Raw genomic sequence first — 25,579 nt, 5'->3', positions numbered from 1 at the left:
GGAGGGAATCAGCTGTGTTTCCTGTCACGGGTCGATGCGACCATGCCTGGCGCCAAGAAGCCGATTTGCTGGGCGGTGACTTCGGCGGCACGCTTTTTGAGCTCGCCCTTCATCTTCATGTACTCGGCCTCCATTTCGGCAGAAACCGTCGCGCGCGAATCGGCCAAGGCTTCGCGGAAATCATTGGCGGTGACGGTTTTGGCATCACCGTCGCTGCGGCGGATGGCGTTCAGGCCGGCACGGCGAACAACGTCTTCCAGATCGGCGCCGGTAAAGCGATCAGCCTCCTTGGCGATGACGCCCAGGTTGACATCCTTGCCCAGCGGCATTTTCGCGGTGTGGATCTTGAGGATATGTTCGCGCCCCTTGGCATCCGGCGTGCCGACATAGATCAGCTCATCCAGCCGGCCGGGACGCAGCAGCGCCGGATCGACCAGGCCAGGGCGATTGGTTGCACCGATCAGCACCACACTGGACAGTTCTTCCATCCCGTCCATTTCGGCCAAAATGGTGTTGACAACGCGGGCCGTTACTTGCGGTTCGTTGCCGCTGGAGCCGCGAGCAGGAACAAGGCTGTCGATCTCGTCGATAAAGATCACGCAGGGGGCAACCTGGCGGGCGCGCTGGAACAGGCGGGCGATCTGCTGTTCACTTTCGCCGTACCATTTGCTCAGCAAGTCGGACGATTTGATCGCGATGAAGTTTGCCTCGCTTTCCTTGGCAACGGCCTTGGCCAACAGGGTCTTACCGGTCCCTGGCGGTCCATATAGCAGGAACCCCTTGGCCGGCCGGATGCCCAGCCGGCGGAACGCGTCAGGATTCTTCAGCGGCAGTTCTACCCCTTCCTTCAGCTTGTCCTGCGCTTCATCGGCACCGCCGATGTCGGACCAGCCCACGTTCGGCACCTGGACCATGACTTCGCGCATGGCGGACGGCTGGACACGCTTCAAGGCGTTGAGAAAGTCCTCGCGCGTGACGTTCAGCCTTTCCAGCACGTCGGCGGGGATGGTCTGCGCTTCCAGATCAAGTTCGGGCATGATGCGGCGCACTGCATCCATCGCCGCTTCGCGCGCCAGGGCTCCGATATCAGCGCCGACAAAGCCGTGGGTGGTGCGCGCCAGCTCCGTCAGGTCGACCCCTTCGGCCAGCGGCATGCCGCGGGTGTGGATGCCCAGGATTTCGCGGCGACCCTTTTCGTCGGGCACCCCGACCACGATTTCACGGTCGAAACGGCCAGGACGGCGCAGCGCCTCGTCGATTGCATCGGGGCGGTTGGTGGCGGCGATAACCACGATGTTGGTGCGGGCCTGCAGGCCATCCATCAGGGTCAGCAGTTGTGCAACCAGACGCTTTTCCGCCTCGCCCGGTGTGCCCGATCGTTTTGGCGCAATCGAGTCGATTTCGTCGATGAAAACGATCGAAGGGCTTGCCTTTTCGGCTTCTTCAAACACTTCGCGCAGACGCCGTTCGCTTTCGCCATAGGCGCTGCCCATGATTTCCGGGCCGTTGATGGTAAAGAAGCTGGCTTCGCTTTCGTTGGCCACAGCGCGGGCAAGGCGGGTCTTGCCGGTGCCTGGCGGGCCGTGGAGCAGCACGCCCTTGGGCGGATCGACCCCCAGCCGGGTGAACAGTTCGGGATAGCGCAGCGGCAATTCGACCATTTCGCGCAGTTGCTGGATCGTATCGCCCATGCCGCCCACGTCATCGTAATTGACATCGCCGCGGCTGCCGCGCGCTTCCTCAAACTCTTCGCGCAGTTCGACTTCGGTATTCTCGTCGATGTGGACGATGCCCTTGGGCACGGTAGAAACCACGGTCAGACGGATTTGCGTCAACGCAAAGGCGGGGGCGTTGAACATCCGCGCCACTTCGGGCGGCATGTCGCGTACCTGGGTCTGCCCGGTGGTGGCAACCAGATCGCCGGCCACCAGCGGACGCCCGAAAAAGTTGCGCTTTAACGCCTGGCCGGGCCCTTGCAGCCGCATTTCGCGCTGAGCAGGGGCAAAGATCACGCGTTGCGCGGCGCGCGATTCGGCCTTGCTGACGTGGACGTGATCGCCTGACCCGACTTCGGCGTTGGCACGCTGAAGGCCGTCGAGCCGGATTACATCAAGCCCTTCATCCTCGGCATAGGCCAGAACCACGCGGGCCGCAGTGTTCCGCTTGCCGACGATTTCGACCACGTCGCCTTCGGTCACGCCCAGCTGAGCGAGCGCCTTTTTCGGCATACGGGCAATACCCTGGCCGCTTTCTTCCTGGCGGGCAGCAGCAACCTGCAGCTTGACTGCCTTATCCATCACGGCGGTATTGTCGCCATCGGCCATGCGATCGTGTCCTGTTGTTTCGGAAACTCGGTTTCCCCCGGAAGGGCAAAGCTAGGAACTGCGGCGGACGAATGCAAACCGCAGCCATGCCGCACCTGTCGGGCTGGATAACGAGGCTTGGAAGAAGTCGTTGCCGGTGATGATGGCGAAAAGCCAAAAAAAAGACCCGGGCGTTGCGGCCCGGGTCATGAAAGTTTTTTGGGAGAGGATGCCTGAAAGGCAGGCTCTAAGTGGGTCAGAACCCAAAATTGTGCAAGTGCGAAATGATTATTTCTCGTTGCAAAGTTTGCAACTACCTGCGCAATTTCCTCAAGGGCGACGGAATTTCAGCATAAAACGGTCGGTCTTGCCCCTGACTGAAGGGTCGAACACGTTCGTTTCATGGTTGTCCGTTGTGCGGCGCAGCAAGTCTGATTCGCGGTCCAGCACGAAGCCGGCCGCAGCCATATCCGCCTTGACCTGCGCCGGATCGATCCGGTGAAGCTTTTCCACCAGCGCGCGCGTATCGCCGGCAGGACCGGCGTGATCGATGATCACAACCGACCCGCCGGGCTTAACGGCCGTAAACCAGTCGGCCAGCACGCCCGCCACTTCGACTCGCGGATATTTGTATTTCTCCGATTCCCAGTAAAGGTCGTGATAGTTGAGGTTGATGAACAACAGATCGGCGCTGCGCGGGGCGAATTTCATCTGCGCAATCGGAGCCAACAGCATGCGCACATTGGCGTGACTGGCCAGGATAGGTTCCCACGCCTTGGCATCGGCAAAGCTGGGCGGATCGGCGGCATAGACCACGCCCCTTGGCCCGACCGCGCGTGAGAACATTTCGGCCCAGTAGCCCGATCCGGTGAAGTAATCGACCACCGTCTGTCCCTTGGTCACTCCGGCAAAATCCAGCACTTCTGCCGGCATGCGGCTGACATCAAGCGCGCGGTTCTTTTCGCCGCGTGCCTTATCAGCCACCGCGGCGGCATAATCGGAAGGCTTGGCCAGCAGCGGCGGTGCGGACAGCAGGCTGGCACTGGCCAACACGATCAAGGCGGCAAGACGGACGGGTTTCATGGATTGGCTCCCCTTGGACTGGCGGCGAGTGTAAAGGCCTTTCCCACGAACCAAAGCGGCGTTCGATGAACGTCCGACGCGGCCCGGTCAGTGCGCAATCAGCAGCGGCAGCGCGCGGGCATCCTTCAAAAAATAGCGGGTCACGCCGCCAAACAGGAACTCACCCAAGCGGCTGCGGCCATAAGCGCCCATGACCAGCAGCTGCGCTCCCTTCGCGTGGACGGCGGCCGCAAGCGTTTCTTCGACGGAACTGCCCATGGCGATCTCCAGCAGTTCGGCCTCGATACCGTGCCGCGCAAGATAGCGCAGCGCTTCGGTTGGCGGGAAATCGTCGTCGTTGCCGCTGGTCACGGTTATCACGCTGACCGCCTCGCACCCCTGCAGCAAGGGGACCGCCCCGCGCAAGGCATTGGCAGCCTCGGTTGCGCCATTCCACGCGATTGCCGCTGAACGAAGCGGCAGATCGAGCCGCGCGCCTTCTGGCAAGATCAGCACCGGCACCTGCGTCGCAAGCGCCAGATCGCCGCAATACCCGCAGTCACGCGCCACCACGACCAGATCAGCCAGGCGCGCTGCATCGTTCAAGGCAGCAAGTGGCTCTGTTTCGTATTGCGCAACGTCAAACGGGACATCATCGTTTTGCAATCGCCCGGCAAAGGCCGCTGCCAGTTCGTCATCGGCAGCCAGGGCGGCATCAAGCGCTTCACGCGCCACGAAGGTGCCGCCATACGGATCGGCGGTTACGTAGCGGCTGACGGGGGTGTCGATCAGCAGGGTGACGTGGCCGCCGTGGGCCCGGGCGATGCCCATGGCGGTATCGAGACGCGATGACATTCCGGCATCGCGGCCGGTCTGGACGAGGATGGAACGCATGGCTTTTCTCCTTTGCAGACAGTTTGCGCCCGCTGTCCGGCACCGTCCATGATCTGGGTCAAACGCCGCGCCAACTTGCTCCGAATTGCGCTATCGTCCACGGTGTGAAGCGCAGTGCCGTAAACCAGGATGACAGCCGCCGTGACCGACCGCCTATTCGAAGCCGTGATTTTCGACTTTGGCGGGGTCATCACGGCATCGCCGTTCGAGGCGTTCAACCGGCTTGAGGCCGAACGCGGCCTGCCCCGCGACTTCGTCCGCACCGTGAATGCCGCCAATCCCGATCACAACGCCTGGGCCCTGTTTGAGCGGGCCGAGATCGACGCTGCGCGCTTTGACGCGCTGTTTGCAGCCGAAGCTGCGGCCCTTGGGCACGCTCTGGACGGGGCCTCGGTTCTGGCGGTGCTGTCGGGCTCGATCCGTCCGGCAATGGTCACCGCGCTCGACCAGCTGAGGGAAGCGAACTTGCGCCTGGCCTGCATTACCAACAATGTGCCTTCAGGCCACGGTGCGGGCATGGCCCGCAGCGGTGACAGCCGCGACGCCTATGAACAAGTCTTTGCCCGGTTTGAACATGTAATCGAAAGCAGCAAGGCGGGGGTGCGCAAGCCCGATCCGCGAATCTATATGATGATGTGCGAACGTCTTGGCCTTGGCCCGGAGGTTTGCATTTACCTCGACGATCTGGGGATCAACTGCAAACCGGCGGCGCAGCTGGGGATGCACGCGATCAAAGTGACCAATGGCGAACAGGCGCTGGCCGAACTGTCGAATGCGCTGGGCCTGCCGCTGGGGTGATTGATGCGCCGCGTGCAACTGGCACTGCGCCGCTTGCAATTGCCAGCTGACAGCGCTTGCCGTAGCGGCAGCGGCTTCAATCTGGGGGACCAATGATGCAAAAGATCTATCCCGATGCGGCAGCGGCGCTGGATGGCTTGCTGCGCGATGGACTGCTGGTCGCTTGCGGCGGCTTTGGCCTGTGCGGCATTCCGGAACGGCTGCTCGATGCGGTGCGGGACAGCGAGGTCAAGGACCTGACCTTTGCCAGCAACAACGCCGGGATCGATAACGAAGGGATCGGCAAACTGCTGCGCACGCGGCAAGTAAAAAAGATGATCAGTTCCTACGTTGGCGAAAACAAGGAGTTCGAGCGCCAGTACCTGTCGGGCGAGCTTGAGGTTGAGTTCAGCCCGCAAGGCACCCTGGCTGAACGGATGCGCGCCGGGGGCGCGGGCATTCCCGGATTCTATACCAAGACCGGCGTCGGAACACTGGTTGCCGAAGGCAAGGAAACCAAGGTTTTCGGCGGCGAGGAATACGTTCTGGAACAAGGCATTTTTGCCGACCTGGCCCTGGTCAAAGCATGGAAGGCGGACGCGACCGGCAATGTTGTGTTCCGCAAGACTGCACGCAATTTCAATCAGCCGGCCGCAACGTGCGGGCGGGTCTGCGTGGTAGAAGTGGAAGAAATTGTGCCCGTCGGCAGCCTTGATCCTGATTGCATCCACTTGCCCGGGGTCTACGTCCAGCGGCTGATCGTCGGCGCGCCTTACGACAAGAAGATCGAGTTCCGCACCACTCGCACCACGGATGTTGGCTGATGACACAGCATGATCATATCGCCCTTGGGTGGAGCCGCGATCAGATGGCTGCCCGCGCCGCGCAGGAACTGCGCGATGGCTATTACGTCAACCTTGGGATCGGCATCCCGACGCTGGTTGCCAATCACGTGCCCAGTGGCATGACCGTGACGCTGCAATCGGAAAACGGAATGCTGGGCATCGGCCCTTTCCCGACCGAAGATGCGGTTGATCCCGACCTGATCAATGCCGGCAAGCAGACGATCAGCGAACTGCCGCATTCGGCCTATTTCGACAGCGCCCAATCTTTCGCCATGATCCGCGGCGGCAAGATCGACCTGACCGTTCTGGGCGCGATGGAAGTCGCCGAAAACGGCGATATCGCCAACTGGATGATCCCGGGCAAGATGATCAAGGGCATGGGCGGGGCGATGGACCTGGTCGCCGGGGTCAAGAAGATCATCGTGGTAATGGAACACTGTGCCAAGGATGGTGCGCCCAAGTTCATTCCAGCCTGTACCCTGCCGCTGACGGGCCGCAATGTGGTCGACATGGTGATAACCGACCTGGCGGTGTTCAAGCGGGATGACCATGCCAGCGCGTTTCGCCTGATCGAACTGGCTCCCGGCGTTACGGCGCAACACGTCGCGGCCAAGACCACGGCGCATTACCTGGTTTAATCGGCCGCTTAAATGGGCTTGCCGCCATGCGATCGCGGCGCGATGATCGCTTCCCTGTTGGGGAGAGAATCATGGATAATGCCGTCTGCCGTCTGACCGGGTGCGAGTTTCCGCTGTTTGCGTTCAGCCACTGCCGCGATGTGGTGGTGGCGGTCAGCAAGGCGGGCGGGTTCGGGGTGCTGGGGGCGACCCGCTTTACCCCGGATCAGCTTGAAGAAGAATTGGCGTGGATTGACGAGCATATCGACGGCGCGCCCTACGGCGTTGACGTGCTGGTCCCCGAAACGGTTGATCCGCGGGTTGCCGGTTTTTCCGATAACGCTGCGCGCGCCGATGCCATATCGGCAGAGCATCGCGAATTCACGGCGTCGCTGCTGGGGCACTATGGGCTGGACGTTCCGGCCGACGAAGTCGTTGCGTGGCGCGGGCGGTCGGGCATCACGCCGGAAAACGGACTGGAACTGCTCAAAGTCTCCTTCCGCCACCCGATCAGGCTGATCGCCAACGCGTTGGGCATCGCTCCGCCCGAAATGATCCGGCTGGGCAAGCAGCATGGCGTACCGGTGGCGGCATTGGTCGGCGCCAAGGAGCATGCGCTGCGCCAGGCGGCGGCGGGGGTCGATATCATCGTTGCCCAGGGCGGCGAAGCAGGGGGCCACTGCGGCGAGGTTTCGACCCTGGTGCTGATCCCCGAAGTGGTTCGTGCGCTGAAAGGGGCAGGGCAAGACATTCCGGTGCTGGCCGCTGGCGGGATTATGACCGGGGCGCAGATGGCAGCGATGATGGCAGCAGGGGCGCAAGGGGCGTGGACCGGATCGGTCTGGCTGGCCACCACCGAATCAGAAACCAGCGAGGCGTTCCGCAACAAGATGATCGCCGCGCGCAGCCGCGATACCGTGCGCAGCCGCAGCCGCACAGGCAAGCCGGCGCGCCAGCTCAAGACTGCGTGGCACGAGGCATGGGATGGAGAAGACAGCCCCGGCACGTTGCCAATGCCCCTTATGGGCATGGTGTCAGAGCCGGCATTCCAACGTATTGAAAAAGCTGTTATCAATGGCAACGAACAGGCCCGTGACCTGGTTTCCTATTTTGTCGGACAGGGCGTTGGCCTGATCGATCAGGTGCGCAGCGCCAAGGGCGTCGTCCAGGATTTCCGTGAGGAGTTCGCCGAAGCCGTCCTGGGCCTGACCGCCATGCTGGAGTAATATTTGATAATGTTGGGCGCTGGCTTTCGCGAACGATACCTCGATGTGCTTGCGTCGATCTATCTCTATAACGAGCATCGTGGTTACACATCGCTGGATCGGGTGCTGGAAGCAGTGCGCCAGCGCTGCCCCGATGATCTGGAGTTTCAGCGCGAGATTGAAAAACACCGCGCCGATGAACACACGCATTATGTGATGTTCCGCCGCTGGTTCGAACGGCAGGGGCGCATGCCGTTGCAGGTTGATCGCGGCGTCGGCCACATCGACCGGTTCATCCAGTGGGTATTCCGCTGTACAATCGAAGAGCTTGATACCGCTGATATTGTAGCGACCCCGCAGCAGTTCGAACGGCTGTGCCGGGTAATCATGCTGACCGAGCAGCGCGGCTATGCGCAGGTTGAGATCATCCTGAAAAACAAGCTGATCATGTCCGACCCGGTGATGAAAAAGATTTTCGAAATCGTCCACCGCGATGAACCGGATCATTTCCTGCCCTATCAGCGCTGGCTGGAACGGCAGGGCCGGGCCACGGCTCGGTGGAACGAGCGTGCGGCGGACTGGTGCATCCACAAGGTGCTGATGCTGGCCAAGCTGCCCGCGCTGTTCCTTGATGCGGGACGCCCGCGGATGCAGCAATGGCCGGACGAGGATGTGGCCGCCTTCGCGCATTGACCGTGGCCGGCCTGGCGCTAGTCTGGCTGTCATGCCGTATACGCTGATTACCGCGAACCGGAATTATTCCAGCTGGTCATTGCGCCCGTGGGTGCTGATGAAGGCGCTGGGGATCGGTTTTTCCGACCGGTTAGAGCCTTTCGCCAAGCCGGATAATTACGATGATTTCCGCGCCTTCAGCCCGACCGGCCAGGTGCCGGTGCTGATTGACGGAGAAAGGACAATCGCCGATTCGCTGGCGATTGCGCTGTATCTGGCAGATCGGCACACCGGCATCTGGCCCAAAGACGACGAGGCCCGGATTTTTGCGCAGGGCGCGGCGTGCGAAATGCACGGCGGGTTCAGCCATCTGCGCAACGATTGCACGATGAACATCGGCGTGCGGGTCAGCGCCAAGCCGATGAGTGAGGGCCTGCAGCGCAATGTCGCGCGGGTGCGGGAGATTTTCGAGACGGGGCTGGCGCGCTTTGGCGGCCCGTGGTTGGCCGGGACAGAGTTTACCGCCGTCGATGCGTTTTTTGCCCCCGTCGCGTTTCGCATCCGCACTTATGGGATCGATGTGGGCAAGGGGCAGGTCTGGGTTGATCAGGTGCTTGACCATCCGGCGATGCTGGAATGGGAGCGGGCGGCCCTGGCGGAAGATTGGCGCGAGGTAAGCCATGAGGAAGAGCTGGCAGCGGCGGGGGCGATAACGGCGGATTACCGTGCGATTTAGCTTGGCTGAAGCGCGGGTGCTGCCTCGCTGATGGCAATGACCGGAACTGCCCGGGGGTTAGCCGCGACAAGCTGAGCCGGCGCCATGCCGAACGCTGCTTTCGGCGCCTGTCCGCCGCCGTGGACCCTCCAGTCCGTGATCCGATCGCAGCAACGTAAAGCGGCTTCCCGAACGAAGCATCGTCATCCAGTGCGCCGGTCAGCCCAGCGCTGCTTTCAAATCGTCTACCAGGTCGAGCCGCTCCCACGGGAAGGTGTCACCTTCAGGCTTGCGGCCAAAGTGACCATAGGCGGCAGTCTTGCGGTAAATGGGCTTGTTGAGGCCCAGATGGGTGCGGATGGCGCGCGGGGTCAGCCCGCCCAGTTTGGGCATGGCGAGGATAGCCTTCTCGATCTCGGCTTCGGGAACGGTGCCCGTTTCGTGGGTATCGACATAGAGCGACAGCGGCTCAGACACGCCAATGGCATAGGCAATCTGGATCGTGCAGCGCGTGGCAAGACCGGCGGCAACTACGTTCTTCGCCAGATAGCGGGTGACATAGGCAGCTGAACGGTCAACCTTGGTCGGGTCCTTGCCAGAAAACGCGCCGCCGCCATGCGGGGCCGCCCCGCCATAGGTGTCGACAATGATCTTGCGCCCGGTAAGGCCTGCGTCGCCGTCCGGTCCGCCGATTTCGAAGCTGCCGGTTGGATTGATGTAATAACGTGTGTCGCGCAGCAGCACCGGGGGGATGACCTCGGCCACGATGCGCCGGACATAGGCGTGCAGTTCGGCTTCCTTGTCGCCTTCGTCATAACCCCTGGCGTGCTGGGTCGATACCACTACCGCGGTCGCGGCCACCGGCAAGCTGCCTTCGTAACGCAGCGTCACCTGGCTTTTGGCGTCGGGTTCCAGAAAAGGCGCGGCGCCCGAATGGCGATCGGCGGCCATGCGTTCCAGGATCTTGTGGCTGTAATACAAGGTCGCGGGCATCAGGTCAGGCGTTTCATCTGTGGCGTAGCCAAACATGATCCCCTGATCACCGGCGCCTTCGTCCTTGTTGTCGGCCGCATCAACGCCTTGCGCAATATGCGCTGACTGGGCGTGGAGACGGTTGATGAACTCAAACTGTTCCCAATGGAATCCGTCCTGTTCGTAACCGATTTCCTTGACCGTCCGGCGCACCGTGGCTTCGATTTCGTCCTGCGCGCCGGGCGCCCATTCGCCGTTTTCGAACACACCCTTGCAGCGGATTTCGCCGGCAAGAACCACCAGCTGTGTGGTTGTCAGCGTTTCGCAGGCGATCCGCGCTTCGGCATCCTTGGACAGGAAAAGATCGACAATCGCGTCGGAGATCTGGTCCGAAACCTTGTCGGGATGACCCTCGGAGACGGATTCGGAAGTGAACATGTAGTCGGTACGCATCGTCAAATTCCGATATAAAGAAAGCTTTATGTCTGCTTTGCGGTCTAGCTGTCCACGCGGCGGCTGGCAACTACGCTTGCGATTAGAAAAGCCGCGGCCCAGATCAGCGCGAGCAGGTTACCGATCTTTGAAAACAGAGTTGGTGCAGCAGCGGCCGGCAACGTGCCGTCCAGCCGTCCAGCCTGATGGCGCGGGACAAATTGGCGCACCACGCCGCTGGGTTCGATGACCGCGCTGATGCCGGTAGTGGTCGCGCGGAGGATGGGAAGGCCCTCTTCGATCGCGCGGAGCCGCGCTTGGGCAAGGTGCTGCGGCGGACCCCAGGCCCCGAACCAACCGTCATTCGATGGATTGAAGATAAAGTCCGGACGTTTGGCGCGGTCGCTCACCTGGCCGGAAAAGATGATTTCATAGCAGACCTGCACGCCGGGTTTGCCCCAGGCGCCAAGGTCCAGCGTTTGCGGCCCCGGCCCCGGCCAGAAATCAATGTCGCCGGGCACCAGCCGCGACAGACCAAGCGGGGTCAGTAGGCTGCGCATGGGCAGATATTCGCCATAAGGAACCAGGTGCGCCTTGGCATAGCTGCTGACGATATCGCCGCCTCCGTCGACCGCTGTCACCGAATTGCGCGCACCGACCACCCGGCCATCCTTGAACTCAAGATCGGTCGCTCCCGTCAGCAGCACGGTGCCCGCCCCGGCCACGCGCCCCAGCCGAATCCGGGCCACCCGCGAATCGGCCCCGAAATTGTCGAGGTAATAGCCTTCGGGATAGCCATCGCGCAGATAGTCGGGAACGCCGCTTTCTGGCCACAGCAGCAGCCGCTTGCTGCCCGGTTTCAGCGCCGCCGACAGCGCCGCCAGCCGCGCGAAATTGCGCGGGTACATCGCCGGGTCGTTCAGCTCTTCCTGCGGAATATAGGGCTGGACCAGGGTGAACACAGGGGCGTCCGGCGCAGGCTGCGCTGGCGCAGGGGCAGGCCAGGGGCTGACAAGCAGCAGAAGTGGCACCGCCACATGGGCGGCACCGCGCCAGTCCAGCTTGCCCCGGTGCAGTGCCAACCACAGGCTGCCCGCCAGCAGCATGACAATGCCCGACAGAGCATAAGTGCCGGTCAGCGGCAACACGCCGGCTAGACCGGGCCGGGTGAACGAGCCAAGCGCCAGCGCCGCCAGCGGATTCCACGCAAAGCCGGTGAACATCCACGAGCGCAGCCATTCGCCCACGATCCAGCAACCGGCAAGTGCCGCAACAAAAGCGCCTGCGCTGTTCCGGCCCAGCCGCCAAGCAGCCGTGACGGCGAACATCGGGTAGGCCGCCAGATAAAGGCTGAGCAGGACGACCGCGATCCAGCCAAGCCATGCCGGCATGGCCGCTTGGTAGGTAAAGGCCGTGGCGATCCACGAATTGCCGATCGAGAAGTTGCCGACCCCAAACAGCCAGCCGATCAGGGCAGCGCCTTTGCCGCCAGGGGAGCGGAACACCAGATCGATCAGACCGACCAATCCGATCAGCGCCACCGGCCACAGGTGAAGCGGTTCAAAACCCGTAGCAGCCAGCGCACCGCACAGCAGCGCGGCCAGCCACGGGTATGAGCGATAAAGGTTCAGCGCGCGCTGCACGCCGAAGGTCAGTTTACCGATTCGAGCGCTTCACCGGCATCGTCCGCTGACGGCTTCTTGCGCGGCCGGCCGCGGCGCGGCTTGGCCTCTGTCGATGTATCGGCGCCATCGTCGCGCGCGGCCGCAATTGCAGGCGGCAGCAGCGTTGGATCAAGCCCGCCCCCATCGCCTTCACTGTCGGCACCGCCATCATCGCGCCGGGGACGGCGATCATCACGGCGCGGGCGCAGGCCCCGGGTGCCGCGGTTTTCGCGCACGAACGGATTTTCCGGCGGATCGTAAGGATTGGCTTCAGCGTCTTCCGCAGGGGCGGCATCTGCCTGGACCCGATCTTCGCGCGGGGGGCGGGGATCATCGTCCCGGTCTTCGCGGCGGGGGCGTTCTTCACGGCGCGGGCGCTCTTCACTGGCCTGGCGGTTGTACGTGGGCTGATCGAAGCTGGGGAAATCAGGATCGCCGCTGAAATCGCCGCCGTCTTCACCCTCGTCGCCGCTTTCCTGCCAGCGCTCGCCTTGCGGGCGGCTGCGCTGTTCTTCCTGGCGGGTGCGGGTATCGGCGATCACCCGGAAATAGTGATCGGCGAATTGCAGGTAGTATTCGGCCTGCACCCGATCGCCGTTCAGATGGGCGTCCTGGGCCAGTTTGCGATACTTTTCCAGCAACTGCGGCGCATTGCCGCGCGCGCGGCTGTCAATCCGGTTAAGTTGCTGGCCGCCGCCGCCGCCGCCAGTCTGACGGTTGCCCCGACCGCGCCGGCGGTTGTTGTTCCCACGGTTATTGTTGTTCAAGGGTACGATTTCCCTAATCCGGCGACCATTTTGGCGATTTGCCTGTCTGGACGCATGACCTGTGCCACGGGCGCACGATCGCGCTTCGTGGTCCCTCCATCTGCTAGCCTGTGCGGCACCGCGCCGCCGAATTGCAAATGTTGGATATAGCCTGCGGGTCAACGAAAAAGCGGACCGGCGCGGGCTTGTCTGTGGATTTAAGCGCTGGCGGGCGGCTTGCCAAGCAAAATCGTGAAGGCAATCACCCGATTTCTGTCACCCAGATCGCGGTGGACGCGCGATTCAAGTCCGACTGTTGCGCCAATGGCGCACACCGCATCAGCCTGGGTAGCGCCGATTTCGACCAGCGCAACGCCTTGCGGAGTCAGCAAATCGGGCAGGACGGGCACCAGCAGCCGGTAATCATCAAGACCGTCCGCCCCGGCAAACAGGGCGCAGGCAGGCTCGTGATCTCGTACGTCAGGTGCAAGATCGGCGTGTATTTCAACATAAGGCGGATTGGCCAGGACCAGATCGAAACGGCCAAGATCATCAGCCCAGCCCGGCGTGGTCCAATCAGCCAGGCGCAGATCGGTGCGCGGCGACAGGCCCAGGCGGTCGGAATTGATCCGGGCCACGTCCAGCGCGGCCGCAGAGCGATCAATGCCCAATCCGCGCGCGGCGGGCAGACCGTCCAGCACGGCCAGCAACAGCGCGCCTGAACCGGTCCCGCAATCGAGCACATGGGCGGCATCACTGCGCGCCGCCAGCGCCGCTTCGACCAGGGTTTCGCTATCGGCGCGGGGGATCAGGACGGCAGGAGTGACTTTGAAATCAAGCCCGTAAAACTCTTGATGTCCGCGGATGTAGGCAACCGGTTCGTGTGCCGCGCGGCGGGTAATATACCCTGCAAAGCTGTCAGGCACCGCATCGCCCATGCGCTGCAGGAACATCTGCGAGCGGCTGATCCCCAGGGCGTGGGCCATCAGCAGTTCGGCATCCAGCCGCGCGCTGTCGGTACCCGCACCGAGCTGCTCGGTCGCGGCGCGGATTGCCTGGGCGACGGTGCGGACCGGAGGCAGGGTCACTCGCCCAGCGCGGCCAGTCGCTTGGCCTGATCTTCGGCGATCAGGGCATCGATCAGTTCGCCAAGCCCCGTGCCTTCAAGTATTTCGGGAAGACGGTGCAATGTCAGGTTGATGCGGTGATCGGTGACGCGCCCCTGCGGGAAGTTATAGGTGCGGATGCGTTCGGACCGGTCGCCCGATCCGACCATCGCCTTGCGTGCAGCGGCTTCTTCGCCCTGCGCTGCCTCGCGCTGCGCTTCGAACAGGCGGGCGCGCAGCACCTGCATCGCCTTTTCCTTGTTCTTGTGCTGGCTGCGGCCGTCCTGACAGGTCACAACCGTATTGGTCGGCAGGTGGGTAATGCGCACGGCCGAATCTGTGGTGTTAACGTGCTGGCCTCCGGCTCCGCTGGCGCGGTAGACATCGATCTTGAGGTCGCGGTCATCGATCTGGACATCCACCTCGTCCGGCTCGGGCAAGACGGCGACTGTCGCGGCAGAGGTGTGAATGCGCCCGCCGCTTTCGGTAACGGGCACGCGCTGAACCCGGTGGACGCCGCTTTCGAACTTCAGCTTGGCGAACACGCCATTGCCGGTGATCTGGGCGACCACCTCCTTGAAGCCGCCGACATCGCTTGAACTGGCACTGACCACTTCGATCCGCCAGCCCTGTTCGGCGGCGAAGCGTTCGTACATGCGCAGCAGATCAGCCCCGAACAGCGCGGCCTCATCGCCCCCGGTGCCGGCGCGGATTTCCAGCATGGCAGACCGCGCATCGGCGCTGTCGCGCGGCAACATGGCCAGTTGCAGGGCGTGCTCAGCTTCGGGTAATTGCGCGCGGAGGCGGGCAATTTCCTCTTCGGCCAGCTCGCGCATTTCAGGATCGTCAAGCTCGGCCAGGCTGGTCAGTTCGGCGCGCATCGCCTGCACCTCTGCCGCCGCGCGGGCGACCGGCTCCAGCTCGGCAAAATCGCGGCTGGCGGCAACAAAGTCCTTGCCTTCAAGCGTGCCCGAAGCCAGCCGTGCCTCGATCTCCGAGAACCGGCCAGCGATCTGGGCAAGGCGGGACGAGGGGATGGTCACGAAATCTCGCTGAGTTCGTTCGCTATCTGCGGCAATAGCGTGCGCAGATTGGTGCGCACATCATTATCGATGCGAAAGCGCACATGTGTTTGTCCCTCGCGCAGGGACAGCCCGAGTATGGCATTAGCACCGAGCTTCACTGCCTTGTCGAACCGCTTGCGGGGTGAGCCGGTGGCGACCATTTCAGCTGAACATCCAGCGGTCCGCAGACGGGCAAGTTGAGCAATGCCCATTGCAAGCAAGCTATCGTCCTCAACAACAAGAATAACGTCCGCATTTGGCTCAGAACGCGGATCGGCCAGCATCGCCAGCCGCTCGATCCCCGCGGCCCAGCCCACCGCGGGTGTCACTGGCCCGCCAAGGCTCTCCATCAGCCCGTCATAGCGCCCGCCGCCGATCACGGTGCCCTGCGCGCCCAGCCGGTCGGTGACGAATTCGAACGCGGTGTGGCGGTAATAGTCGAGGCCGCGCACAAGGCTTGGCGCGCGGGTCCAGGCCACGCCAGCCGCATCGAGCCCGGACGTCACTGCGCCGAAAAAATCCTGCGCCTCGCCGCTCAGGAAATCGTCGATCTTCGGCGCACCCGCCACGAAGACCTTGTCGCGCGGGTCCTTGCTGTCGAGGATGCGCAGCGGATTTCTTTCCAGCCGGTCCTGCGAATCCTCGCTGAGATCGGCTTTCACCGCGCGGAAGTATTCGACCAGCGCCGCGCGCCAGGCATCGCGGCTGCCCGAATCGCCCAGCGTGTTGAGCTGCAGCGTCACCCCTTCGGCAATGCCCAGCTCTTTCAACAGCTGATCGGCCAGGCACAGCAGCTCGACATCGGCCTGCGGTTCGGCCGCGCCGATGATTTCGGCATCAAGCTGGTGAAACTGGCGGTAGCGGCCTTTTTGCGGGCGCTCGTAACGGAACAGCGGGCCGTGCGTTACGACTTTCAACGGCGCGTGCTGCTGCCAGCCGTTGGTGATGTAGGCCCGCGCGATCCCGGCGGTAAACTCGGGCCGCAGGGTCAGCGATTCGTCACCGCGATCACGGAACGAATACATTTCCTTCGAGACGACATCGGTGGTTTCGCCGATGCTGCGCGAGAAAACCTCGGTCTTTTCGAACACCGGCATCTCGACCCTGCGGAACCGGTACAGTTTGCGCACGCGTTCGAAGGTTTCGACGACGTGGGCAAAAGCCTCGGCCTCGGTGCCGAAAATGTCCTGCGTGCCGCGGATCGCTTGGGGAGTGCTGCTCATGGCGCTGGCCCCTACCCTGTTTGTCCTTGGTCGAAAAGCCACCGGCGAAACCATTGCGCGCCCGCGCAAGGTTCGGCATGACAGCCGCATGATCCACAACACTGTCGTCGCAACGCTTCTTGCCTCCGCCGCCCTCGTTTCCAACCCCGCGCTTGCCGCCAATTCCGCGCCCAGCGCGGTGCCGATCGTGCAGACCGTGCCCGATGCAAAAGATGTGCCCTATCCCGGTACGATCACGCTGGACATCGATGCCAGCGATACGGTGCGCGGCGTCTACCGCGTGACCGAGACAATCCCCGTGGCCGCCGGGACCCGCACGCTGACCCTGCTGTATCCGCAGTGGCTGCCCGGCAACCACGGCCCGCGCGGCCCCCTGGCCGAGCTGGTCGACCTGACGTTCACCGCCGGTGGCCGCAAACTGGAATGGAAGCGCGACCCGGTCGAGGTGTTTGCGTTTCATGTAACCCTGCCCGCCGATGTCGCGGTGAGCGAAGTCGTGGCCAAGTTCATCCACACGTCGCCGCTTCAGTCCAGTGAAGGGCGGATCAGCATGACCCCGGACATGGTCAATCTGCAGTGGGAACGGGTCAGCCTTTATCCCGCCGGCCACTATGTGCGGCAGATCCAGTTCAAACCGTTTGTCACTCTGCCTGCCGGCTTTACCGCGGCGACGGCGCTTGACGGGCAAAGCCAGCTGAACAACCGCTGGGCCTGGGCGCCGGTCAATTACGAAGTGCTGGTCGATTCGCCGATCTTTGCCGGGCGCTATTTCAAGAAGTGGGACCTGGGCCAGAAGGTCACGCTCAACGTCATGGCCGACAAGCCCGAACAGCTGGAAGCCAAGAGCGAACATATCGACGCGCACAGGGCGCTGGTAACCGAAGCGCGGCTGGCCTTCGGCGCCAACCATTTCGATCATTACGAGTTTCTGCTGGCGCTGTCCGACAAGATCGGCGGGATCGGCCTGGAACACCACCGGTCAAGCGAGAACCAGCTGGAGCCTGCGGCCTTTACCGAATGGGACAAGCAGGAATGGGATCGCGGGCTGTTGCCGCACGAATACGGCCATTCGTGGTCCGGCAAGTTCCGCCGTCCGGCACGGCTGTGGACACCCGACTATCGCCAGCCGATGCAGGGCGATCTGTTGTGGACCTATGAAGGCCAGGATCAGTTCTGGGGCCTGGTGCTGGCCGCGCGTTCCGGCCTGCAAAGCAAGCCGATCGTGCTGGGCCAGCTGGCCACCTGGGCCGGCGGGTTTTCCGAACAGGCCGGGCGGCGCTGGCGTTCGGTTGAAGACACCGGCAACGATCCGGTCTTTGCCGCGCGCAAGCCCAAGCCGTTTGCCAGCCTTGCCCGCAGCGAGGATTACTACACCGAAGGCGCGCTGGTCTGGCTGGAAGCCGATCAGATCATCCGCGCCGGCACCGGCGGCAGGAAAAGCATCGACGATTTCGCCAAGCTGTTTTTCGGCATGAACGACGGCGATTATGGCGAGATTCCGTTCGAAGTGGACGAGATCGTCACCAAGCTGAACCAGGTCCATCCTTATGACTGGAAGCGGTTTATCGACGCCAAGATCAATTCGCCCGGACAGCCCGCCCCGCTCCAGGGGATCGAAAAGGGCGGCTACAAGCTGATCTGGAAGGATGAACCCAACCCCTATGACAAGGCCCGCTTTGCCGAGGCCAAAGTCAACAACCTGGCCTATTCGCTGGGCGTGGTGATTGACAAGGATGCCAAGGTCGTCGCAACCCAGTGGGACGGCGCAGCGTTTAACGCCGGCGTGGTGACCGGATCGAAGATTGTCGCGGTCAACGGGCTGACCTATGATGGCGATGCGCTGAAAAAGGCTGTTACGGCAGCCAAGGCTGGCGCTCCCCTAGAGCTGCTGTTCCAGCGCGGTGACCGGTTCCAGACGGTCAAGATCGATTACAAGGGCGGCCTGCGCTATCCGTGGCTGGAAAAGACCGGCGCGGACAAGGTGCCCGGCGGACTTGACCTGCTGCTGGCGCCCAAGCGGCCGGTCAAAGCCGCGAAGAAATGACCCAGCGGGGCAGGGCCAAGGCCGCTTCCAAGGCAGCGGTTGCCACCATCGGCAACCGTTTTGCCCCGCCGCGGTTCCTGCTGTTTCTGGTGCTGGCCCCGGTGCTTTACTTAGGTTTTGAGATGCTGGGCTGGACGCGCGACTGGAAGGACGGGGCGGCGCTGGCCTTCGACGGCGCAGCGCTGGTTTTTCTGGCATCGCTGTGGCCGGTGCTGCGTAGCGGAGAACCGGCTGCAATGCGCCGTCACGCGGCGGAAAATGACGCCAACCGCCCGCTCGTGCTGTTGATCACCACAACGGTGACACTGGTCGTGATGGCCGCGATCAGCGGCGAACTGAAGCAGGCCTCGGCTGGCGACGGTTTTGCCATGATCAAGCTGGTAGGCACGCTTGCGCTGATCTGGATCTTTGCCAACGTGGTCTATGCCACGCATTACGCCCATGTTTTCTATTCAGCCGATGGCGGCACCGGCGGTGATGCTGGCGGGCTGCAATTTCCGGAAACCAAGGCGCCAGATTATTGGGACTTCGTCTATTTCTCGATGACCCTGGGCATGACTTTTCAAACATCCGACGTGTCGATCACCAGCGGCCGACTGCGTCAGGTAGTCCTGCTGCATTCTGTGGCGGCGTTCATTTTCAACATCGGGGTGATCGCGTTCACCATCAACGTGCTGGGCGGCACGGCCTGACGTACCGGTATAATTGATTGCCAATCGCGTGTTGCAGTGCAGCAGCGGCGCGGCTACAGGCGCGACCACTATGCGCATCGACATGATCCCCGTGGGTGACAACCCGCCCGAAAGCCTGAATGTCATCATCGAAGTGCCGGTAGGCGGCGAACCGGTGAAGTACGAGTTTGACAAGGCTTCGGGCGCGCTGTTCGTTGACCGCATCCTGCACACGCCAATGCGCTATCCGGCAAACTACGGTTTTGTGCCGCACACCCTGTCGGATGATGGCGATCCGCTGGATGCCCTGGTCATCGCCCGTTCGCCCTTCGTCCCTGGCTGCGTTGTGCGCGCCCGGCCGATTGGCGTTCTGAACCTGGAAGACGAACACGGCGGCGATGAAAAGCTGATCTGCGTCCCGGTCGATACCACGTTTCCCTACTATTCGGACGTTGGGGAACGGCAGGACCTGCCTTCGATTGTGCTGGCCCAGATCGAACACTTCTTCACCCACTACAAGGACCTGGAAAAGGAAAAGTGGGTTCGCGTCGGCAAATGGGGCGATGCCGAGGATGCCAAGCGCGTCGTGCTGGAATGCATCGCCCGCTATGAAGCGAGCAAATCAGCCGATTAATCGCCCGCGACTGTCAGCCCATCGATGCGGATTGTCGGCACGTTGACGCTGCGGTGCCATTCAAGATCGTCAGCCGGGGTCAGTTGGCGGAACATGTCGATCAGGTTGCCGGCAATGGTGAACTCGGCCACCGGGCCGGCGATCTGGCCGTTGATGATGCGCAAGCCCGATGCGCCGCGGCTGTAATCCCCGGTCACGCCGTTGACGCCGCTGCCAATCAGCTCGGTCACCAGCACGCCGTCCGCAATATCACCGATCAGGTCGGCAGCCGAGACGCTGCCCGGTTCAAGATGGACGTTGCTGGGCGAAACACCGGGTGCGCCGCCGTGGCCGCGTACGGCGTGTCCGGTCGGTTCGGCGCCCAGCTGGCGTGCTGCCGCGCTGTCCATCAGCCATCCGGTGATGCGGCCATCTTCGACCAGATGGCGGCGCGCGGTGGCCAGCCCTTCGCCATCAAAAGCGCGCGAGCTAAGCCCGCGTGTCCGGTGGGGATCGTCGATGATAGCAATGCCGTGTGCCAACAGCTGCTCGCCATCGCGGCCCAGCAGGAAGCTGGCGCGCCGGGCAATCGCGCTGCCCGACATTGCCCCGATCAGATGGCCGACCAGAGATCCGCCGACCCGCGGGTCGAACACCACCGGCATCACGCCGCTTTTCAGCCGGCCGGGATTGAGCCGGCGCACCGCGCGCTCTCCGGCCTGGGTGCCGATTTCCTCGGGCGTGGGCAGATCGGCGGCGTGCCGCGCGCTGCGCCAGGCATAATCACGCTGCATGCCCGATCCTTCGCCCGCGACAACGCTGGCGCTGATCGAATGGCCGGTGCCGTGGCTGGCACCGACAAAGCCGTGGCTGGTGGCAAGGGCAAAGGTTCGCGCCGATGCGCTGGCCGATCCGCCTTCGCTGTTGGTTACCCCGGCAATCGCCCGCGCAGCCTCTTCGGCGGCCTCGGCCCGCGCGCGCAAGCTATGGGGTCCGGGCTCGTGCGGATCGCACAGCTGCATATCGGCAAACGGGCCGCGCAGCAGGCGTTCTTCCGGGGCCAGTCCGGCATAGGGATCTTCGGGCGCGGCGCCGGCCATGGCCACGGCGCGTTCCGCCAGTTCGGCCAGGGCCGCCTCGCTCAGGTCGCTCGATCCGATCGAGGCTGAGCGTTTGCCAACGAAGACGCGCAGATCAAGGTGTTCGCTTTCCGACCGCTCGACATCTTCCAGCTGGCCCAGCCGGACCTGCACGCTTTCCGAAGCGCTGCCCGCATAGACCGCATCAGCGGCATCGGCACCGGCGCGGCGGGCGCGTTCGACCAGCGCGGCTACGCGGTCCTGGGCTTGGGCAGTATCGAGCATGGTGGATGGGCGACTCCAAAGGCGGGAGCCGCCGATCTAGGCACTGTGCAGCGGGTCGGCAATGAAGACGCGGGAATTAACCCGCGGCAATCGTCAATGGTGGCCGAAAACCATCGCCAGCAGTTTGAACAAGCCGGTAACCGCAAAGGGCAACCCGATCGCCAGGGTCCACAGCCAGATCCGGTCACGCCGGAAAAAGCTGACAAAGGCAGGATCGGCAGCCTGCTCGTCATCGAGCCTGGCCCAGCGCTTTTCAAAATGGCGGCAGGCCGGAATGATTGCGACGACCAGCACGACCAGCGCAAAATAGGGGAGCAGCGAACCGCTTGCCCCGCGCAATGCGCCCATTGTCATCCAGATTTGCAAGCCGGTATAGACCAGCAGTGCGTAGGCAATGTTGTCGCTCATCCGCTTGCGCCAATCGATCGTGCGCGGCGTGTGTGCTGCATGCGGTACGAAGTCGAGCCAGGCTTTTGCCAATGACCGTCCCCTTCTTTTCCATCCAATCCCGATCTGCAGTAAACCACCGAAGCGTGGCGGGATCAAGGCTCGATAAACCTTTGTCTGGAACAAGGGCGCCGCAGCCTTTCAGGACCGACCATGCACGAAACCTGCCAAATTGAATCGATTGTCGCAGAAGGCGGGTTGCAGTGCGCTGCGCACGCCCGTAAATCGGCTGCAATATGAGCGATACCGCAACCCTTCCCGCCGCCCCTGTCAGCGCCATGAAACCGATCCCGCAGGGCGGGCTTGAAGTGATCTCGATTGCCAAGAGCTATGACAAGCGCGCAGTCCTGACCGATATTTCGCTGTCGGTCGGCAAAGGCGAGGTGCTGGGCCTGCTTGGTCCCAACGGCGCGGGCAAGACCACCTGCTTCTATTCGATCATGGGCCTGGTCCGGCCCGACAGCGGCCGCATCCTGATGGACGGGGTCGATGTTACCAGGCTGCCGATGTACCGCCGGGCGATCCTGGGGCTGGGCTATCTGCCGCAGGAAACGTCGATCTTTCGCGGGATGACGGTGGAACAGAACATCAGCTGCGTGCTCGAACTGGCGGAGCCCGACAAGGGCGTGCGCGCGCAGGAGCTGGAACGCCTGCTGGAAGAGTTTGGGCTGACCCGGCTGCGATCCAGCGCGGCGATGGCGCTTTCTGGCGGAGAACGGCGGCGCTGCGAAATTGCCCGCGCGCTGGCCGCCAAGCCGTCGATCATGCTGCTGGACGAACCTTTTGCCGGGATCGATCCGCTGTCGATCAGCGACATCCGCGACCTGGTCCGCGATCTCAAGAACCGCGGCATCGGGGTGCTGATCACCGATCACAACGTGCGCGAAACGCTGGACATCGTCGACCGTGCCTGCGTGATCTTCGGCGGGCAGGTGCTGTTCAGCGGCACCCCTGAAGAACTGGTCGCAGATGAAAACGTCAAGCGGCTTTATCTGGGCGAAGGCTTCACCCTGTGACGCGGATGCCGCGCGGGACCTGATCCATGGCACTGGGGCCCCGCCTCGACATACGGCAATCGCAATCGCTGGTGATGACGCCGCAGCTGCAGCAGGCGATCAAGCTGCTGGCGCTGTCTAACCTTGAGATCGAGACGTTCATCGGCGATGCCCTGGATGCCAATCCCTTGCTGGAAGTGGGCGACGGCGCGCCGGGCGATGGCGACATCCCGGGCGACGAAATCGAGACGCGCCGCACCACGCTGGAAAGTTCGCCGGTCGATCGGCTGATCGGCGAAGGGCAGGGCGAGGCGGATCGCCCGCTCGATATCGACAGTGCCGCGATCGACCGGGACCGCGATCCCGGCGATGCCGACTGGGGCCGCGACCTGCGGCTGGGCGGCGGGGAAGACGGCCCCGGTATTGACGAGCGCGGCGCCGGGCCGCTGTCGCTGGCCGATCATCTTGGCGCGCAGATCGGCCCGGCCGCGCCCGATCCGGCCGCCGCATTTGTTGCACGGCACATTGCCGGCCTGCTGGACGAGGCGGGCTATCTGACAGTGTCGCTGCGCGAACTGGCCGCAGACCTGGGGGTGGACGACCATCTGGCGCAGCGCGGGCTGGACGTGGTCCAGTCGCTTGACCCGACCGGGGTGGGCGCGCGCACGCTGTCGGAATGCCTTGCCCTGCAGGCGCGCGAGGCGGACCGTTATGACCCTTGCATGGCCCGGCTGCTCGACAATCTCGACTTGCTGGCGCGGGGCGAATTGGCGCGGCTGAAACGCATGTGCGGGGTTGATGACGAAGACTTTGCCGAAATGATGGGCGAACTGCGCAGCTACGATCCCAAGCCCGGGCTGCGCTTTGACAGCGGCGGCGGCGATCCGGTCACGCCCGATATCCTGGTCGTGCCGGGGGCGGACGGCGGGTGGACCGTGCAGCTTAATCAGGCGACCCTGCCGCGCCTGATCGTCAACCGCAGTTACTATCTTGAAATGCGCGGGGCCTGCGATGACAAGGCGGCTCGCGGCTGGCTGTCGGACAAGCTGGCGGATGCCAACTGGCTGGTGAAGGCGCTGGATCAGCGGGCCAAGACCATCTTGAAAGTGGCCAGCGAACTGATCAAGCAGCAGGACGCATTTTTTCGCGAAGGGGTGTCGCAACTAAAACCATTGACCCTGCGGGCAGTGGCCGAAGCGATTGAAATGCACGAAAGCACCGTCAGCAGGGTGACCAGCAACAAATACCTGCATTGCCCGCGCGGGACGTTCGAGCTCAAATACTTCTTCACATCGGGCGTGGGTTCGACCGGGAGTGAAAGCGGCGCATCGGCCGAGGCTGTCAAGGCCGCGATCAAGCAGCTGATCGATGCCGAGGATCCCAAGCAAATCCTGTCGGACGATACGCTGGTCGATCTGCTCAAGGACAAGGGTTTCGAGCTGGCCCGCCGCACTGTTGCCAAATACCGTGAGGCCATCGGGCTGGGATCATCGGTCCAGCGCCGCCGGCAAAAGGCATTGGCGGCAGTGCGTTAGCGCGCGACCGGGCCCAGTCCCATGCCGCGCAGCAAATCACTGGCGTTGTAGGGCTTGACGATGATCGGAACCCGTTCAAGTTCAGGGTCAAGCATCGCTTTTTCCCCGTATCCGGTCGCGAACAGGAACGGCACACCGATTTCCACCAGACGCCGCGCGACCGGAATGCTGGTTTCGTTGCCCAGATTAAGGTCGAGCACGGCAAAATCGGGACGGTGCGTGTCAAGCTCTTCCAGGGCCAGGCTTACCGAACTGGCCAGGCGGACTTCGTTCACGCCAAAACCCAGCAGCGCGTCTTCGGTGTCCATCGCGATCAGCAGACTGTCCTCAACCAGCAGCACCCGTTCCGGCACACCGCCGGTGGCCGCCCTGGCCGGCCGCGCGGAACGGTGCTGCGCGGCCACGGCAAGGTCGGCATCGCCCTGTAATTCGACATATTGCGGCGGGATCGTCAGCACGGCTTCCACCCCGCTTGGGGGATAGGTGACAGCCGCGGTTCCGCCAAGATCATGCGGCATCGCCCGTTCGATCACTGTCGCGCCAAAGCCGCGGCGCGTCGGCTGCGACACGGTCGGCCCGCCGCTTTCCGTCCAGGTGATGACAAGCCCCGACACAGGATCGAACGTCCATGCTACGCTTACCGCGCCGCTATCGCTAAGCGCGCCGTGTTTGGCGCTGTTGGTGACCAGTTCATGCACCACCAGCGCCAATGTCGAATAGGCTAGCGGCGACAGGGCAACGGCGGGGCCATCGACAGTCAGGCGTTCGCTTTTCGCGTCAAGATAGGCCTTGGCCTCGGTCTCGATCAGCTGGCGCAGGCCGGCCGCGGCAAAGCGCTGTTCGGTCAATTGGTCATGCGCCCGTGCCAGCGCTTCGATCCGCCCTTCGATCTGGTGCATATATTCGGCCAGGCTCTGTTCGCTGCCACGCGACTGGCGCATGATCGAGCGGATCAGCGCCAGGATATTGCGCACCCGGTGGTTAAGTTCGCCGATCAGCAGGTTTTGGCGTTCTATGGCGCGGCGTCGCTCGTCGACGGTTGCTTCGGACAATTGCAGAACCACCTCGACCAGCGAAGCGCGCAGTGTTTCGGCGCCCTGAACCTCGGCATCCGAGAATGCCAAACTGCGGCCCTTGACCTCTTCCAGCCAGGCATCAAAGCTGGCGCGCGGGGTCAGGCGCGGACCGTTCGGGCCGTAGTCAACCGGCTTGGTGGGATCGCCGCCCCAGCTGACCGTTCGGGCCTGCTCGCGCCGGAATAACAATATGTAGTCGCGCGGCCGGCGGGAAATCGGGATTGCCAACACGCCTGACGCGGCAGCGTTGAATGCTGCGGTTTCCGGGATGATATCGGCCAGCCTGTCGGTGTGGAAGACCTGGCCAGGACGCATCGCATTCAGGCGCCGGACGATATCGGGGATGACATCGCGCGGCGGCACCGAACCCCAGGCGCTGACATCATCATCGATGGCGGTCGCCACACCGTCACAAGGGACAATTTCCGCCAGGGTGCGGCCCAGCCATTCGGCATCGGCCAGCCGTTCAACATCGACAGCAACCGCGGCGATAATCCGTTCACCGGCCGTGCGGGCGGCATCGGCGCGTTCGATCGA

The 25,579-nt window shown here is 63.2% G+C and carries 23 protein-coding genes; 11 read left to right on the top strand and 12 right to left on the bottom strand.

Annotation, left to right across the window (positions count from 1 at the left end):
- Nucleotides 1-8 precede the first annotated feature (8 nt).
- The 3 genes from Q0L62_RS09325 to Q0L62_RS09315 form a co-directional block, all read right to left on the bottom strand.
- A complete protein-coding gene (locus Q0L62_RS09325) occupies nt 9-2,324 on the bottom strand; it encodes a CDC48 family AAA ATPase (RefSeq protein ID WP_296679157.1) in 2,316 nt (771 codons plus the stop codon).
- Nucleotides 2,325-2,633: 309 nt separating this feature from the next.
- Nucleotides 2,634-3,386, bottom strand: coding sequence for a methyltransferase (locus Q0L62_RS09320; protein ID WP_296679155.1), 753 nt, complete (start codon nt 3,384-3,386; stop codon nt 2,634-2,636).
- 87 nt (nt 3,387-3,473) lie between these two features.
- Nucleotides 3,474-4,259 (bottom strand): universal stress protein, encoded by a 786-nt coding sequence (locus tag Q0L62_RS09315; RefSeq protein ID WP_296679153.1) that lies wholly within the window; start codon nt 4,257-4,259, stop codon nt 3,474-3,476.
- 141 nt (nt 4,260-4,400) lie between these two features.
- Between Q0L62_RS09315 and Q0L62_RS09310 the strand changes: the two genes are divergently transcribed.
- From Q0L62_RS09310 to Q0L62_RS09285, 6 genes are all read left to right on the top strand, one after another.
- Nucleotides 4,401-5,057, top strand: coding sequence for an HAD-IA family hydrolase (locus Q0L62_RS09310; protein WP_296679152.1), 657 nt, complete (start codon nt 4,401-4,403; stop codon nt 5,055-5,057).
- A 95-nt stretch (nt 5,058-5,152) separates the two neighbouring features.
- Nucleotides 5,153-5,860 (top strand): CoA transferase subunit A, encoded by a 708-nt coding sequence (locus tag Q0L62_RS09305; RefSeq protein WP_296679178.1) that lies wholly within the window; start codon nt 5,153-5,155, stop codon nt 5,858-5,860.
- The gene (locus tag Q0L62_RS09300; protein WP_296679150.1) at nt 5,860-6,519 is read left to right on the top strand and encodes a CoA transferase subunit B; all 660 of its coding nucleotides are present in this window, start codon (nt 5,860-5,862) and stop codon (nt 6,517-6,519) included. The genes Q0L62_RS09305 and Q0L62_RS09300 overlap by 1 nt, the downstream gene beginning before the upstream one ends.
- A 71-nt stretch (nt 6,520-6,590) precedes the next feature.
- On the top strand, nt 6,591-7,724 hold the full coding sequence (locus Q0L62_RS09295) for a nitronate monooxygenase (protein ID WP_296679149.1): 1,134 nt from the start codon (nt 6,591-6,593) through the stop codon (nt 7,722-7,724).
- 9 nt (nt 7,725-7,733) lie between these two features.
- On the top strand, nt 7,734-8,396 hold the full coding sequence (locus tag Q0L62_RS09290; RefSeq protein WP_296679148.1) for a ferritin-like domain-containing protein: 663 nt from the start codon (nt 7,734-7,736) through the stop codon (nt 8,394-8,396).
- 31 nt (nt 8,397-8,427) lie between these two features.
- Nucleotides 8,428-9,111: a glutathione S-transferase family protein gene (locus Q0L62_RS09285; protein WP_296679146.1), complete on the top strand. Its 684-nt coding sequence runs from the start codon at nt 8,428-8,430 to the stop codon at nt 9,109-9,111.
- A 198-nt stretch (nt 9,112-9,309) separates the two neighbouring features.
- Here the strand turns inward: Q0L62_RS09285 and metK are convergent, their stop codons facing one another.
- From metK to hisS, 6 genes are all read right to left on the bottom strand, one after another.
- Nucleotides 9,310-10,515, bottom strand: coding sequence for a methionine adenosyltransferase (gene metK, locus Q0L62_RS09280; RefSeq protein WP_296679145.1), 1,206 nt, complete (start codon nt 10,513-10,515; stop codon nt 9,310-9,312).
- 44 nt (nt 10,516-10,559) lie between these two features.
- On the bottom strand, nt 10,560-12,137 hold the full coding sequence (gene lnt / locus Q0L62_RS09275; protein ID WP_296679143.1) for an apolipoprotein N-acyltransferase: 1,578 nt from the start codon (nt 12,135-12,137) through the stop codon (nt 10,560-10,562).
- 8 nt (nt 12,138-12,145) lie between these two features.
- On the bottom strand, nt 12,146-12,925 hold the full coding sequence (locus tag Q0L62_RS09270) for a DUF4167 domain-containing protein (RefSeq protein ID WP_296679141.1): 780 nt from the start codon (nt 12,923-12,925) through the stop codon (nt 12,146-12,148).
- 197 nt (nt 12,926-13,122) lie between these two features.
- Nucleotides 13,123-13,992, bottom strand: coding sequence for a peptide chain release factor N(5)-glutamine methyltransferase (gene prmC / locus Q0L62_RS09265; protein ID WP_296679140.1), 870 nt, complete (start codon nt 13,990-13,992; stop codon nt 13,123-13,125).
- Complete coding sequence (gene prfA / locus Q0L62_RS09260) at nt 13,989-15,053, bottom strand: peptide chain release factor 1 (protein ID WP_296679138.1); 1,065 nt, start codon at nt 15,051-15,053, stop codon at nt 13,989-13,991. Before prfA ends, prmC begins: the two co-directional genes overlap by 4 nt.
- Entirely contained in the window at nt 15,050-16,297 is a 1,248-nt protein-coding gene (gene hisS / locus Q0L62_RS09255; protein ID WP_296679137.1) for a histidine--tRNA ligase, read from the bottom strand. Before hisS ends, prfA begins: the two co-directional genes overlap by 4 nt.
- Between hisS and Q0L62_RS09250 the strand changes: the two genes are divergently transcribed.
- The 3 genes from Q0L62_RS09250 to ppa all read left to right on the top strand — a co-directional run bounded on the left by Q0L62_RS09250 (nt 16,296) and on the right by ppa (nt 19,646).
- Complete coding sequence (locus Q0L62_RS09250) at nt 16,296-18,341, top strand: peptidase M61 (RefSeq protein ID WP_296679136.1); 2,046 nt, start codon at nt 16,296-16,298, stop codon at nt 18,339-18,341. The two genes, hisS and Q0L62_RS09250, sit on opposite strands and share 2 nt — an antisense overlap.
- Nucleotides 18,338-19,033: a DUF1345 domain-containing protein gene (locus Q0L62_RS09245; RefSeq protein ID WP_296679135.1), complete on the top strand. Its 696-nt coding sequence runs from the start codon at nt 18,338-18,340 to the stop codon at nt 19,031-19,033. Before Q0L62_RS09250 ends, Q0L62_RS09245 begins: the two co-directional genes overlap by 4 nt.
- A gap of 70 nt (nt 19,034-19,103) precedes the next feature.
- Nucleotides 19,104-19,646, top strand: coding sequence for an inorganic diphosphatase (ppa, locus tag Q0L62_RS09240; RefSeq protein ID WP_296679134.1), 543 nt, complete (start codon nt 19,104-19,106; stop codon nt 19,644-19,646).
- Here ppa and Q0L62_RS09235 read toward each other — a convergent pair.
- Together Q0L62_RS09235 and Q0L62_RS09230 are read right to left on the bottom strand one after the other, a co-directional pair.
- Nucleotides 19,643-20,989, bottom strand: a complete 1,347-nt coding sequence (locus Q0L62_RS09235) for a TldD/PmbA family protein (RefSeq protein ID WP_296679132.1) — start codon at nt 20,987-20,989, stop codon at nt 19,643-19,645. The two genes, ppa and Q0L62_RS09235, sit on opposite strands and share 4 nt — an antisense overlap.
- A 93-nt stretch (nt 20,990-21,082) precedes the next feature.
- Nucleotides 21,083-21,469 (bottom strand): hypothetical protein, encoded by a 387-nt coding sequence (locus Q0L62_RS09230; RefSeq protein WP_296679131.1) that lies wholly within the window; start codon nt 21,467-21,469, stop codon nt 21,083-21,085.
- Between the two features lie 203 nt (nt 21,470-21,672).
- Between Q0L62_RS09230 and lptB the strand changes: the two genes are divergently transcribed.
- Together lptB and rpoN are read left to right on the top strand one after the other, a co-directional pair.
- The gene (gene lptB / locus Q0L62_RS09225) at nt 21,673-22,452 is read left to right on the top strand and encodes an LPS export ABC transporter ATP-binding protein (protein WP_296679129.1); all 780 of its coding nucleotides are present in this window, start codon (nt 21,673-21,675) and stop codon (nt 22,450-22,452) included.
- Nucleotides 22,453-22,478: 26 nt separating this feature from the next.
- A complete protein-coding gene (gene rpoN / locus Q0L62_RS09220; RefSeq protein WP_296679128.1) occupies nt 22,479-23,966 on the top strand; it encodes an RNA polymerase factor sigma-54 in 1,488 nt (495 codons plus the stop codon).
- Here rpoN and Q0L62_RS09215 read toward each other — a convergent pair.
- Nucleotides 23,963-25,579: HWE histidine kinase domain-containing protein (locus Q0L62_RS09215; RefSeq protein ID WP_296679126.1), on the bottom strand; the 1,617-nt coding region annotated here is incomplete at its 5' end. The two genes, rpoN and Q0L62_RS09215, sit on opposite strands and share 4 nt — an antisense overlap.

The sequence above is a fragment of the Novosphingobium sp. genome (assembly GCF_024642085.1).
Lineage (GTDB): Bacteria > Pseudomonadota > Alphaproteobacteria > Sphingomonadales > Sphingomonadaceae > Novosphingobium.
Note: the sequence above shows the minus strand (reverse complement) of the source record. Positions and strands in the feature narration are given on the sequence as shown.

What these genes read in the sequence shown, in the direction of transcription:
- Q0L62_RS09325 (WP_296679157.1), bottom strand. Translation starts at nt 2,324, where the DNA reads ATGGCCGATGGCGACAATACCGCCGTGATGGATAAGGCAGTCAAGCTG.
- Q0L62_RS09290 (WP_296679148.1), top strand. Translation starts at nt 7,734, where the DNA reads ATGTTGGGCGCTGGCTTTCGCGAACGATACCTCGATGTGCTTGCGTCG.
- Q0L62_RS09315 (WP_296679153.1), bottom strand. Translation starts at nt 4,259, where the DNA reads ATGCGTTCCATCCTCGTCCAGACCGGCCGCGATGCCGGAATGTCATCG.
- Q0L62_RS09285 (WP_296679146.1), top strand. Translation starts at nt 8,428, where the DNA reads ATGCCGTATACGCTGATTACCGCGAACCGGAATTATTCCAGCTGGTCA.
- rpoN (WP_296679128.1), top strand. Translation starts at nt 22,479, where the DNA reads ATGGCACTGGGGCCCCGCCTCGACATACGGCAATCGCAATCGCTGGTG.
- Q0L62_RS09305 (WP_296679178.1), top strand. Translation starts at nt 5,153, where the DNA reads ATGCAAAAGATCTATCCCGATGCGGCAGCGGCGCTGGATGGCTTGCTG.
- Q0L62_RS09245 (WP_296679135.1), top strand. Translation starts at nt 18,338, where the DNA reads ATGACCCAGCGGGGCAGGGCCAAGGCCGCTTCCAAGGCAGCGGTTGCC.
- Q0L62_RS09300 (WP_296679150.1), top strand. Translation starts at nt 5,860, where the DNA reads ATGACACAGCATGATCATATCGCCCTTGGGTGGAGCCGCGATCAGATG.
- lptB (WP_296679129.1), top strand. Translation starts at nt 21,673, where the DNA reads ATGAGCGATACCGCAACCCTTCCCGCCGCCCCTGTCAGCGCCATGAAA.
- Q0L62_RS09320 (WP_296679155.1), bottom strand. Translation starts at nt 3,386, where the DNA reads ATGAAACCCGTCCGTCTTGCCGCCTTGATCGTGTTGGCCAGTGCCAGC.
- ppa (WP_296679134.1), top strand. Translation starts at nt 19,104, where the DNA reads ATGCGCATCGACATGATCCCCGTGGGTGACAACCCGCCCGAAAGCCTG.
- Q0L62_RS09250 (WP_296679136.1), top strand. Translation starts at nt 16,296, where the DNA reads ATGGCGCTGGCCCCTACCCTGTTTGTCCTTGGTCGAAAAGCCACCGGC.
- Q0L62_RS09235 (WP_296679132.1), bottom strand. Translation starts at nt 20,989, where the DNA reads ATGCTCGATACTGCCCAAGCCCAGGACCGCGTAGCCGCGCTGGTCGAA.
- metK (WP_296679145.1), bottom strand. Translation starts at nt 10,515, where the DNA reads ATGCGTACCGACTACATGTTCACTTCCGAATCCGTCTCCGAGGGTCAT.
- Q0L62_RS09295 (WP_296679149.1), top strand. Translation starts at nt 6,591, where the DNA reads ATGGATAATGCCGTCTGCCGTCTGACCGGGTGCGAGTTTCCGCTGTTT.
- hisS (WP_296679137.1), bottom strand. Translation starts at nt 16,297, where the DNA reads ATGAGCAGCACTCCCCAAGCGATCCGCGGCACGCAGGACATTTTCGGC.